Origin of the sequence: uncultured Algibacter sp. (assembly GCF_947495675.1) — a bacterium.
Classification (GTDB): domain Bacteria; phylum Bacteroidota; class Bacteroidia; order Flavobacteriales; family Flavobacteriaceae; genus Algibacter_B.
In genome coordinates this window covers 15,744-27,091 of the sequence record NZ_CANLZX010000014.1, presented here as the reverse complement: position 1 = coordinate 27,091, position 11,348 = coordinate 15,744, and the positions used below count along the sequence as shown (strand labels likewise).

General features: G+C 30.5%; 11 protein-coding genes. 8 read left to right on the top strand and 3 right to left on the bottom strand.

All coding sequences use genetic code 11. From position 1 onward, the window contains the following. Positions 1-9: 9 nt before the first annotated feature. Positions 10-600, bottom strand: a complete 591-nt coding sequence (locus Q0842_RS10735; RefSeq protein ID WP_298497874.1) for a non-canonical purine NTP diphosphatase — start codon at positions 598-600, stop codon at positions 10-12. 170 nt (positions 601-770) lie between these two features. Here Q0842_RS10735 and Q0842_RS10730 point away from each other — a divergent pair, with 170 nt between their 5' ends. Further along, a complete protein-coding gene (locus Q0842_RS10730; protein ID WP_298497872.1) occupies positions 771-1,070 on the top strand; it encodes an HPF/RaiA family ribosome-associated protein in 300 nt (99 codons plus the stop codon). Here Q0842_RS10730 and rlmH read toward each other — a convergent pair. Continuing rightward, the gene (gene rlmH, locus Q0842_RS10725; RefSeq protein ID WP_298497870.1) at positions 1,067-1,540 is read right to left on the bottom strand and encodes a 23S rRNA (pseudouridine(1915)-N(3))-methyltransferase RlmH; all 474 of its coding nucleotides are present in this window, start codon (positions 1,538-1,540) and stop codon (positions 1,067-1,069) included. The genes Q0842_RS10730 and rlmH overlap by 4 nt on opposite strands. Before the next feature lie 131 nt (positions 1,541-1,671). On the opposite strand from rlmH, the gene nadC reads away from it, so the two are divergent. The 3 genes from nadC (at position 1,672) to priA (ending at position 6,087) form a co-directional block, all read left to right on the top strand. Continuing rightward, entirely contained in the window at positions 1,672-2,532 is an 861-nt protein-coding gene (gene nadC, locus Q0842_RS10720) for a carboxylating nicotinate-nucleotide diphosphorylase (RefSeq protein WP_298497868.1), read from the top strand. A gap of 80 nt (positions 2,533-2,612) precedes the next feature. After that, positions 2,613-3,569, top strand: coding sequence for a YihY/virulence factor BrkB family protein (locus Q0842_RS10715; RefSeq protein WP_298497865.1), 957 nt, complete (start codon positions 2,613-2,615; stop codon positions 3,567-3,569). Between the two features lie 64 nt (positions 3,570-3,633). Continuing rightward, positions 3,634-6,087 (top strand): primosomal protein N', encoded by a 2,454-nt coding sequence (gene priA / locus Q0842_RS10710; protein ID WP_298497863.1) that lies wholly within the window; start codon positions 3,634-3,636, stop codon positions 6,085-6,087. Positions 6,088-6,106: 19 nt separating this feature from the next. Here priA and Q0842_RS10705 read toward each other — a convergent pair whose 3' ends face one another. After that, positions 6,107-6,802: a LytTR family DNA-binding domain-containing protein gene (locus Q0842_RS10705; RefSeq protein ID WP_019388305.1), complete on the bottom strand. Its 696-nt coding sequence runs from the start codon at positions 6,800-6,802 to the stop codon at positions 6,107-6,109. Positions 6,803-7,001: 199 nt separating this feature from the next. On the opposite strand from Q0842_RS10705, the gene rpsF reads away from it, so the two are divergent. The 4 genes from rpsF to Q0842_RS10685 all read left to right on the top strand — a co-directional run bounded on the left by rpsF (position 7,002) and on the right by Q0842_RS10685 (position 11,336). Continuing rightward, entirely contained in the window at positions 7,002-7,340 is a 339-nt protein-coding gene (gene rpsF, locus Q0842_RS10700; RefSeq protein WP_298497861.1) for a 30S ribosomal protein S6, read from the top strand. Next, on the top strand, positions 7,340-7,639 hold the full coding sequence (gene rpsR, locus Q0842_RS10695; RefSeq protein WP_181364065.1) for a 30S ribosomal protein S18: 300 nt from the start codon (positions 7,340-7,342) through the stop codon (positions 7,637-7,639). The genes rpsF and rpsR overlap by 1 nt, the downstream gene beginning before the upstream one ends. A gap of 13 nt (positions 7,640-7,652) precedes the next feature. Next, positions 7,653-8,096: a 50S ribosomal protein L9 gene (gene rplI, locus Q0842_RS10690; RefSeq protein WP_298497859.1), complete on the top strand. Its 444-nt coding sequence runs from the start codon at positions 7,653-7,655 to the stop codon at positions 8,094-8,096. A 135-nt stretch (positions 8,097-8,231) separates the two neighbouring features. Next, positions 8,232-11,336, top strand: coding sequence for a TonB-dependent receptor (locus Q0842_RS10685; RefSeq protein WP_298497857.1), 3,105 nt, complete (start codon positions 8,232-8,234; stop codon positions 11,334-11,336). Positions 11,337-11,348: the final 12 nt, after the last annotated feature.

Genomic DNA, 11,348 nt, shown 5'->3' with positions numbered 1-11,348 from the left:
TTGTTTTTTTTAACTAAATTTTTGTTCAATAGTTTTTAATAAATTTACTAGTTTGGCAATAGCTTTTCCTCGGTGCCCAATACTGTTTTTAATTTTCAAATCCATTTCAGCAAATGTTTCATCAAAGCCATTTGGTTTAAAAATGGGATCATAACCAAAACCATTTTCGCCATGTTTTGTTTTAGTAATTTCTCCTTGGCAAATACCTGTAAAAGTTTGCGTTGTATTATTAATATGAAGCGCTACTACTGTTTTAAATTGTGCATTTCTGTTATTATGGTTAGCTAATTCTGTTAGTAATTTATTCATGTTATTGTTAGCATCTCTTAGTTCTCCTGCATAACGTGCAGAGTAAACTCCTGGGGCACCATTTAAAGCTTCAACTTCCAGTCCAGTATCATCAGCAAAGCAGTCATAATCATAATGTTTTTTAATAAATTCGACCTTTTGAATAGCATTACCTTCTATAGTATCTTGAGTTTCGGGAATTTCTTCAAAACATCCAATATCTTTTAAGCTTAGTACTTTTATATTTAATGGAATTAATTCTTGTACTTCTTTAACTTTATTTAAATTATTAGTGGCGAAAACGAGTTGCATATATTTATTTGTTTAAGATTTCAAAAATACTATTAATTGATTTTAAATGGTGTAGGGCTAAATATATTTTTAAAAGAAAAAATTATCTTTAATTTATGATTTTTGTTATATATTTTTTTCTAAAAAACTTGTATATTAGAATATAATTTAAACATAAAACGAGAACGGATATGACAGTAAACATTGAATATGTAGGTCTAGATGTTAGTGAAACACTTACATCTTTTACAAAAGAAAAATTAGAGAAATTATTTAACAAATATGAGTTTTTAATAAGTGCATCTGTGCATTTTAAGCAAGATGAAAAAGACCATAAAAATGGTAAAATTTGTAATATCGAGTTAAGTTTGCCAGGGCCTAGAATTTTTGCCACTTCAAACGAACGTAATTATGAAGTCTCTGTTAGAGAAACTATAGGTGATTTAGAGCGTCAACTTAAAAAACGTAAAGAAATTTATAAAACATATTAACGATGGTGGTAGGGTTCGTTCCTTAAAATTGTGAATCCTCTATATAATTGTTCAATGAAGAACAATCGAATCATTTGATGGGAAAAGGTCATTTTTGATAATGATATTTTCCCATTTGCTTTTTTGTAAACATCTTCAGAAAAGCCATAAGGACCACCAATTACAAAAACTAAATGCTTAATTCCAGAGTTCATATGTTTTTGTAAATAAGATGAAAAAGCAATAGAATCATATTGTTTTCCATTTTCATCCAACAAAATTAAAGCATCTGTAGTATTAATCTTATTTAAAATAAGCTCGCCTTCTTTCTGTTTTTGTTGCGATTCACTTAAATTTTTAGAATTTTTAATGTCTGGAATAATATCTAAACTAAACTTTATATAAAAATCTAAACGTTTAATATAGTCTTCAATTAATTGCTTAAGTAGTTTATTATCAGTCTTGCCAATGGCGATTAGTCTTATAGTCATAAAAGCAAAATTACTATTTCGTATTTATGAATAATACATTTAAATAAGAAAAAATTAAAAAATTCGTAATTGTAAAATTAAATTTAGTAAATCTATTTCTTATTTTTGTTCGAATTAACTAACAAAATATTATGATTACACAAGAGCAGTTTGATACGGAAGTTAAGATGATTATTGAAAACGCCATAAGAGAAGACGTAGGAGATGGCGATCATAGTTCTTTAGCTTGTATTCCCGAAAATGCAAGAGGGAAAGCTAAACTTTTAGTAAAAGATAAAGGTGTAATTGGCGGAGTAAATTTTGCAAAAAAAGTATTTGCTTACGTTGATAAAAATTTAAAATTAGATGTTCGTATTGAAGACGGAACAGAAGTTACTTATGGAGATATTGTAATGTATGTTGAAGGATCTTCGCAATCTATTTTAAAAGCGGAACGTACTGTTTTAAATGCGATGCAACGCATGAGTGCAATTGCTACCAAAACAAGAATGTTTGTTGATTTAATAGAAGGAACTAAAACAAGAATTTTAGATACAAGAAAAACAACTCCTGGTATTCGTGTTTTAGAAAAATGGGCTGTTAAAATTGGTGGTGGAGAAAATCATAGATTTGCATTGTATGACATGATTATGCTTAAAGATAATCATATTGATTTTGCAGGAGGTATTACTAAAGCAATAGAAATGACTAAGCAATATTTAAATGATACTCAAAAAGATTTGTTAATAATGGTAGAAGCCAGAGATTTAACAGAAGTCCAAGAGATTTTGAATAATGATGGTGTTTATAGAATTTTGTTAGACAACTTTGATTATGAAGATACCAGAAAAGCTGTTAAGTTAATTGGAGATAAATGTTTAACTGAATCTTCTGGAAATATTAACGAAACAACAATAAGGCATTATGCAGAGTGTGGTGTTAATTACATTTCTTGTGGAGCATTAACTCACTCGGTTTATAATATGGACTTAAGCTTAAAAGCAATTAAGTAATAAATATAATAGCTAATAACTTTTGAATTTAATACCCACCTTTTTAATAACTTTGCTAATACCATAAAAGCAAATTATTAATGACAAAATCACTTGAAGACAAGCTTGATAAAATCCCTGTGATTAATATCTTGGTGCGGTTTTTAAAAAAATTAAAATTACCAGGTCTTGAAGGTTTGTCGTTTTATGATTTAATAGTTCTTTACATTACAGGTATAGTTAAAGGTGCATTAACAACACGAGCAAGTGCTATAGCGTTTAGCTTTTTTACTGCAATATTTCCTTTTTTATTATTTGTTTTAATTATCATTCCTTATGTACCAATTGACGATTTTAAAATTGAATTTTTACAATTTTTAGAATCCTTTTTGCCGCCAAGTACTTCAGATTTTTTCTTTGAGAATATTTTTGAAAACATAGATCAGTCTCAACGAGGTGGTTTGTTGTCTTCTGTTTTTGTGTTATCCATAGCGTTAATGGCAAATGGCGTAAATGCCGTTTTTTCAGGTTTCGAGAATTCTTATCACGAACAATTAACCCGAAATGTTTTTAAGCAATATATTTATGCGTTAGGAATTGCTTTAATATTAGCTTTTTTACTCATTATCACTATCATAGTTTTAGGATATATTCAAATATATGTGGTACAAGGATTATTACATGCGTTAGAGGATAGGGGCTATCAGGTAGATTCTGAAGGTGTATTTTGGACAAACATTGTGCAATATCTATTTTTTGTAGTTATGGTTTATATCGCTACAGCAACTTTATATTATTTTGGAACTAGAGAAGGGCGAGAGTCTAATTTCTTTTCTGTTGGCGCCTTGTTTACAACGCTATTAATAATTTTAACCTCATATTTATTTGGTATTTATATTGAAAACTTTGGACAGTATAATAAACTATATGGTTCTATTGGTGCATTACTAATTCTTCTGTTTTATTTGTGGCTTAATGCTAATATTTTATTATTAGGTTACGAATTAAATGCATCTTTACAATTTTTAAAAAAATATCCTAGAGAAACATTAGAATAACTTAAAGTAAAAATTTCATAAATTAAGTTTAGTGTTATTTGTTTAATGGTGTTATTTTTGAACTATGAAATTCTTCATAGATGTAATTATTCCTATTCCTCTTCAAAAGCTGTTTACTTATACAATTACAGCCTCAGAAGCCGATTTTCTTAAAGTAGGAATGCGTGTTTCTGTGCCATTTGGAAATTCAAAAATATATACAGGTATAGTTTATAAAATTCACACTAATGGACCTACAGCTTATGAGGCAAAAGATATTCAACAAATTCTAGATGAAACCCCTATTGTAAATGAAATACAATTACAATTGTGGCAATGGATAGCTAGTTATTATATGTGTACGTTAGGTGATGTGATGCGAGCTGCATTACCAAGTGCTTTTATTTTAGAAAGTGAAACTGTAATTACAAAAAATGCAACTAAAACTATTGATGAGTCTATTTTAAAAGATGATGAGTTTTTAGTGTTTGAAGCATTACACCATCAATCAAGTTTAAAGATTCATGATATATCCAATATACTTGATAAAAAGAATGTACTGCCAGTAATAAAACGCCTTATAGAAAAAGGGGCTATTTCTGTTGAAGAAGAAGTTTATGAAAAATACAAGCCCAAATTGGTGAGATATGTAAAATTACATGCTAATTTTTCATCTGAAAATGCACTCCAAGATTTGTTAGAAGAATTAAGTAGAGCGCCAAAACAACGCGATGTTGTAATGACTTTATTTTCTGTTTCTGCTAAAACAAAAAAACCTGTAAAAGTTTCAGATTTATCAGATGTTAGCGGAGCTTCGACATCAATTATAAAGGCATTGATTGATAAAGGTATTCTTGATGAATACCATATTCAAACAGATAGAGTAGAGTATTCTGGTGAAGAAACTGAAGCATCTAAAAGACTTAATGAATATCAAAAAATTGCTTTAAAAGAAATAAAGGAATCTTTTGAAACACATCAAGTCACCTTGTTACATGGTGTGACATCTTCAGGTAAGACCGAGGTTTATGTTAAATTAATTGAGGATATTATAAAAGAAGGAAAACAGGTTTTGTATCTGCTTCCGGAAATAGCATTAACCACGCAATTGGTTACAAGACTTCAAAATTATTTTGGAGAACAGGTAGCTGTTTTTCATTCTAAATACTCAACTCATGAAAGGGTAGAGGTTTGGAATAATGTACTGCGTAATTCTGCTAAATCAAAAATAATTTTAGGAGCACGATCATCTGTATTTCTACCTTTTAATAATTTAGGACTCATTATTGTTGATGAGGAGCATGAGCAATCGTTCAAACAGTTTGATCCGGCCCCACGTTATCATGCCAGAGATACGGCAGTTGTATTGGCGCATATGCATCATGCTAAAACCCTTTTAGGTTCGGCTACACCAAGTTTAGAAAGTTATTTTAATGCGAAACAAAATAAGTATGGTTTTGTAGAAATTACTAAGCGTTATAATGATGTATTAATGCCGGATATTGAATTAGTTGATATTAAGGATAAGCTGAAAAAAAAGCGCATGAAAGGGCATTTTAGCGATCGATTGATTGAAGAAATGACTGAAACATTACAAGAAGGGCATCAAATTATTTTATTTCAAAACAGACGTGGATTTTCACCAATAGTAGAATGTAAAACTTGTGGGCATTCACCTCAATGTCCAAATTGTGATGTAAGTTTAACATATCATCAATATAGAAATCAATTACGATGTCATTATTGTAGTTATAACGCTGCTATGATGCAAGATTGTGAGGCTTGTGGTAGTCAGGATTTAGATAATAAAGGTTTTGGTACAGAGCAGATTGAAGAGGAGGTAAAGTTGTTGTTTCCAGAAAAAAAAGTAGCCCGTATGGATTTAGATACTACACGTGGAAAATATGGTTACGAAAAAATTATTACAGCTTTAGAGCAACAGGAAATTGATATTTTGGTTGGGACACAAATGCTTACAAAAGGATTAGACTTTAGAAATGTTAAGCTAGTTGGTATTATGAATGCTGATAATATGTTGAATTTCCCAGATTTTAGAGCACACGAGCGTAGTTTTCAATTAATGCAACAAGTGTCTGGTAGGGCAGGACGTACCGAAGAGCGTGGTAAAGTGTTAATTCAAACATATAACCCTTATCATAACATATTACAGCAAGTGTCTACAAATAATTATATTGATATGTTTAATGAACAAATGAATGATAGATATAATTTTAAATATCCACCTGTTTACAAACAAATTAAAATTACTTTAAAACATAAAGACTATAATAGAGTTGAGACGGCTTCGATTTGGTTTGCAAAATCGTTAAGACAAATTTTTAAAGATCATGTATTAGGACCAGAGTCTCCACCAATTTCAAGAATTAGAAATCAGTTTCATAAAAACATTTTAGTAAAAATTCCAAAACAGCAATCATTAGCAAAAACAAAAGAAGCCATTATTAAAATTAATAATAGCTTCATGAGTATAAAAGATTTTCGGTCTGTTAGGGTTATTCTAAATGTCGATAACTTTTAATTTAGTTTTGTAGTTGTGTTTAAATATTATTTAAAGCATCAACTAATTGGGTCTTTTTATTTCTACTTAACGGAATTTCGTAAGCGCCAACTTCAACATTTTTACTGTTAAATCTGTCAATCTTATCTAGATTCACGATATAAGATTTATGAATTCTTAAAAATTTCCCTTCAGGTAATTCAGCTTCAAAAGATTTCATTGTAGAAAGTACTACTAAGCTGTTTTCTTCTGTAACAAGTTTTACATAATCACCAAGAGCTTCAATCCATTTAATATCCTTAATATAAACTTTACGTTTTTTAAGGTTACTTTTTACAAAAATATGTTCACCTTCTTCTTCATTAAAGTCTAAAGTCAATCTATGCTGCTCTAGAGCTTTATCTACAGAAGTGTTAAAGCGTTCTCTTGTAATTGGTTTATGTAAATAATCGGTAGCATCATAATTAAATGCTTTAAAAGCATATTCGGTTTTACCGGTTACAAAAATAATTTGGGGTTTGTTGTTTAATACGTCTAAAAGTTCAAATCCATTTAGCACTGGCATTTCAATGTCTAAAAAAATTAAGTCAACTTGATGCGTATTTAAACCATTTTTAGTTTCTAAAGCACTACTGTACTCTGCTATTAAGTTTAGAGAGGGGTGATTCTCTACTAACTTAACAATTGAGAGACGTTGTATTGCTGAATCGTCTACTACTACACAGTTTAAAGTCATAACATTTTATATTATTTCGGTTAAGATATCGACAATAGTACGAATAATTCGGTTAAAAACCAAAAAACATCGTTTAAATGCTTATTTTAACATTTTTTAACAAATTGAAATATCTAAATTATTAATATACAAAAACGTTGCCAGAATTATAAATAATAGTTATTTTTGCAGCCAATTTTTAACAATAAAAACGATTTTTATGAATCATTATGAAACTGTTTTCATCTTAAATCCCGTTTTATCTGAAGATCAGATAAAGGAAACAGTAAAGAAATACGAAGATTTTCTTGTTTCTAACGGCGCTAAGATGGTATCAAAAGAAAATTGGGGGCTTAAAAAATTAGCTTACCCAATTCAAAACAAGAAAAGTGGCTTTTATCATTTATTTGAGTACACTGTATCTGGAGAGGTAATTAACCCTTTAGAAGTTGAGTTTAGACGTGATGAGCGTTTTATGCGTTATTTAACTGTAGCGTTAGATAAGCATGCTGTTTCTTGGGCAGAGAGAAGAAGAGAAAAACTTAAACAAAAAGCTTAATTATGTCATCAATAGAACAACAATCAAAAGGAAAAAAAGACGGTGAAATTAGATATTTAACGCCGCTTAATATTGACACAAACAAGGCTAAGAAGTATTGTATGTTTCAAAAAACTGGTATCAAGTATGTTGATTACAAAGATCCAGATTTTTTAATGCGTTTTATTAACGAACAAGGTAAAATTTTACCACGTCGTTTAACAGGAACGTCATTAAAGTATCAAAGAAAAGTTGCCGTAGCTGTAAAAAGAGCACGTCACTTAGCATTAATGCCTTACGTAGGAGATTTATTAAAATAAAATACCGATAACAATGGAACTTATATTAAAACAAGACGTTGATAATTTAGGATTTAAAGACGATGTTGTAACAGTTAAGAACGGTTATGGTAGAAATTTTTTAATTCCTCAAGGACAAGCTATTTTAGCAACTGTTTCTGCAAAGAAAGTTTTAGCTGAAAATTTAAAGCAACGTGCCTTTAAAGAAAAGAAAATAGTTGATGATGCTAATGTAATTGCAGAAGCAATTAAAGCATTAGAGATTAAAATACCTGCTAAAGTTGGTACAGGAGACAAATTATTTGGATCTGTAAACAACATTGATGTTGCAGCTGCTTTAGAAAAAGAAGGACAGTCAATAGATAAAAAATTCATAACAGTTACTACTGTAAAGCGTTTAGGTAAATATACCGCTGTAATACGTTTACACAGAGAAGTATCTGTAGATTTAGAATTTGAAGTTATTGCTCAAGCATAGTTAACAATTAGTTAATAAATGCTTTAAATTATAACAAGCCACTCGTTAGAGTGGCTTTTTTTTGTACTATTTTTGTTTAAAATAGGTATTATATTACATAGTATCTATAATGACTAACTCAAATACGTATTCAGAATGAAAAAAAAGAGCATTTTAATTTTCTTTTTATTTATTGGTTTAGTAGCTTTTTCTCAAGTTACTACATCCAACATAAAAGGATTAATTTTAGACGAAAGTTCAACACCGCTTCCTGGTGCTAATGTAGTTGCAGTACATACACCTACTGGTACTAAGTATGGTGCAGCAACAAACTTTGATGGAAGGTTTAACTTATTAAATTTAAGAGTAGGTGGGCCATATTCAATTACAATTAGTTTTGTAGGTTACAAAGATCAATCTTTTAACAATGTGTTTTTAACTTTAGGTAAAACTCAAAATATTGATATTGTAATGGTAAGTGATAGTGAGCAACTTGATGCTGTAGTTATTCAGGCTAATCAAGGCTCTGGTACTTTTGGAAGCGACCGTACAGGTGCAGAAACAAGTGTGGGAAGAAGAGAATTATCTCGATTACCAACCATTTCAAGATCAGCATCAGATTTTACGAGACTAGAGCCAACCGCAAGTGGTAATTCATTCGGTGGTCGTAACGATCAATTTAATAACTTTTCTTTGGATGGTGCTATTTTTAATAACCCTTTTGGGTTAGATGCTGCTACTCCAGGAGGACAAACAGATGCACAACCGGTTTCATTAGATGCAATTGAGCAAATTCAAGTATCAACAGCACCTTATGATGTTACACAATCTGGATTTACAGGTGCTGCAGTTAATGCTGTAACAAAAAGTGGAACAAATGAGTTTCATGGTACTGTTTATGGATTTACTAGAAATGAATCTATGACAGGTAATAAAATTAAAGGAGAAGAGGTTGCTCGACCAGATTTAAATCAAACTCAATACGGTGTAAGTATAGGTGGGCCAATTGTAAAAAATAAATTATTCTTTTTTGCAAACTTTGAAAAAGATGAGCGTGACGATCTAGGTACAAACGGTTGGACTCCAAATACAGGTTCTGGCGGTATTAGTGAGTCTAGAGTTTTAGAAAGCGATTTAATTGCTGTTAGAGATGCATTATTAGCAGTAGGCTATAATCCGGGAGAATATCAGGGCTTTACCCATGCAGCAAAATCTACAAAGGGAATTTTTAAACTAGATTGGAATATTAATGATAATCATCGTTTAGCTGTTATATATAATTTCTTAAATGCTTCAAAAGAAAAACCAGCACATCCATCAGCTTTAGGCTTTAGAGGTCCAGACGCTAATACGTTACAATTCCAAAACTCAGGTTACGAAATTAATAACGAGCTTAAATCTGTGCAGTTAGAATTAAATTCTACTCTTTCAGAAACTTCAACCAATAAATTACAAGTTGGTTATACGCATTTTAACGATTTTAGAAATCCTTTTTCTACACCGGCACCATCAATTAATATTACAAAAGATGGTTCAAACTATATTATTGCTGGTCATGAACCATTTTCTGTACATAATCGATTAGATCAAAAAGTGTTTCAATTATCAAATAATTTAAACTTCTTTCAAGGCGATCATACATTTACAATTGGGTTTTCATTCGAAAAATTTCAATTTGATAACTCATTTAATTTAACAAGTTATGGTTTTGATCTTTTTGGATCTGTTGATATAAATGATTTTGATGCAGCAAATTATGATTTTAACACACCACAACAAACTTTTAATGCAAATAATGCGGCAGGTGAAGGAGATGGTTGGGCTCTAGCAGAAACTAACGTAGGGCAATTATCTTTTTATGTACAAGATGAGTGGAATGTAACAGAAAAATTTAAATTAACATATGGTTTACGTTTTGATAAACCTATGTTTTTTGATTCGGCTAAAAAAGCTCAAGATGTTATTGATAGAGGGTTTGTATTACCAGATGTACAATATGAAAACCCTAATACAGGAGAGGCAGTTACAATTGATAATACACAAATGCCTAGTAACGATTGGTTAGTGTCTCCAAGAATTGGATTTAATTATGATGTTAATGGCGATGATACGTTTCAACTTCGTGGTGGTTCAGGATTATTTACAGGACGTTTTCCTTTTGTATGGTTAGGAAATCAAATCGCTGCACCAGATGCATTCTTTTTACAGGCCGTAGATCCAGATTATAAATATCCACAAGTTTGGCGTACTAACATTGGTGCAGATAAAAAACTTGAAAACGGATTAATTTTAACAGCAGATCTTTCTTACACAAAAGATATTAATGGAGCGCATGTTCAGCATTGGGGATTATCAACACCTTCTGGAACTTTACAAGGAGTTGATAATAGACCTATTTATACAGCTGCTGATATTCTTACTTTTGATGGAAATCCTGCTGATGGAGCATTTGTATTTACAAATTCTGATAAAGGTAGAATATGGAATGCTTCATTAAAAGCTCAAAAATCTTTTGAAAATGGATTGTATACTATGTTAGCTTATAGTTTTTTAAACTCTAAGGATGTAAACTCTATTGAAGCAGAAATTACAAGTGATGCTTTTGCTGGTAATCCTGTAGTTGGCAATGTTAATGATGATGTTTTATCTTATTCTAAATATGGAGATACACATCGTTTTATTGGTGTTGCTAGTAAAAAATGGAATTATGGTAATGATAAATGGTCAACAACTATTTCTACATTTTTTGAATATGCACAAGGAGGTCGTTTTAATTATACTTATGGAGGTGATATAAATGGTGATGGTTCTAGAATAAACGATTTAATTTATATACCTACATCTACAGAAATAAACCAAATGCAATTTGCAACTACTGCAGATGCAGCAGCTTTAGAAGCTTATATTTCTCAAGATGATTATTTAAATGGTAGAAGAGGGCAATATGCAGAACGTTATGGAGCACTAGCACCATGGAGAGGTAAATGGGATGTTAAATTTTTACAAGATTATAAATTTAAAGTATCTGAAAACAAAACCAATACCATTCAATTTAGTATTGATGTGTTAAATATTGGTAACTTATTAAATTCAGATTGGGGTATTATTCAGCAACCAAATAGCATTCAGCCAATAGGTGTTTCGGTTGATGGTTCTGGTGTGCCAACATATTCTTTTAATGGTAGTGAGAAAACATTTGGTTTCGATTCTAGTTTAGCTTCTAGATGGCAAGCACAAGTAGGATTACGTTATATTTTCTAAGATAAGACGATA

What these genes read in the sequence shown, in the direction of transcription:
- Q0842_RS10735 (WP_298497874.1), bottom strand. Translation starts at nt 600, where the DNA reads ATGCAACTCGTTTTCGCCACTAATAATTTAAATAAAGTTAAAGAAGTA.
- Q0842_RS10730 (WP_298497872.1), top strand. Translation starts at nt 771, where the DNA reads ATGACAGTAAACATTGAATATGTAGGTCTAGATGTTAGTGAAACACTT.
- rlmH (WP_298497870.1), bottom strand. Translation starts at nt 1,540, where the DNA reads ATGACTATAAGACTAATCGCCATTGGCAAGACTGATAATAAACTACTT.
- nadC (WP_298497868.1), top strand. Translation starts at nt 1,672, where the DNA reads ATGATTACACAAGAGCAGTTTGATACGGAAGTTAAGATGATTATTGAA.
- Q0842_RS10715 (WP_298497865.1), top strand. Translation starts at nt 2,613, where the DNA reads ATGACAAAATCACTTGAAGACAAGCTTGATAAAATCCCTGTGATTAAT.
- priA (WP_298497863.1), top strand. Translation starts at nt 3,634, where the DNA reads ATGAAATTCTTCATAGATGTAATTATTCCTATTCCTCTTCAAAAGCTG.
- Q0842_RS10705 (WP_019388305.1), bottom strand. Translation starts at nt 6,802, where the DNA reads ATGACTTTAAACTGTGTAGTAGTAGACGATTCAGCAATACAACGTCTC.
- rpsF (WP_298497861.1), top strand. Translation starts at nt 7,002, where the DNA reads ATGAATCATTATGAAACTGTTTTCATCTTAAATCCCGTTTTATCTGAA.
- rplI (WP_298497859.1), top strand. Translation starts at nt 7,653, where the DNA reads ATGGAACTTATATTAAAACAAGACGTTGATAATTTAGGATTTAAAGAC.
- Q0842_RS10685 (WP_298497857.1), top strand. Translation starts at nt 8,232, where the DNA reads ATGAAAAAAAAGAGCATTTTAATTTTCTTTTTATTTATTGGTTTAGTA.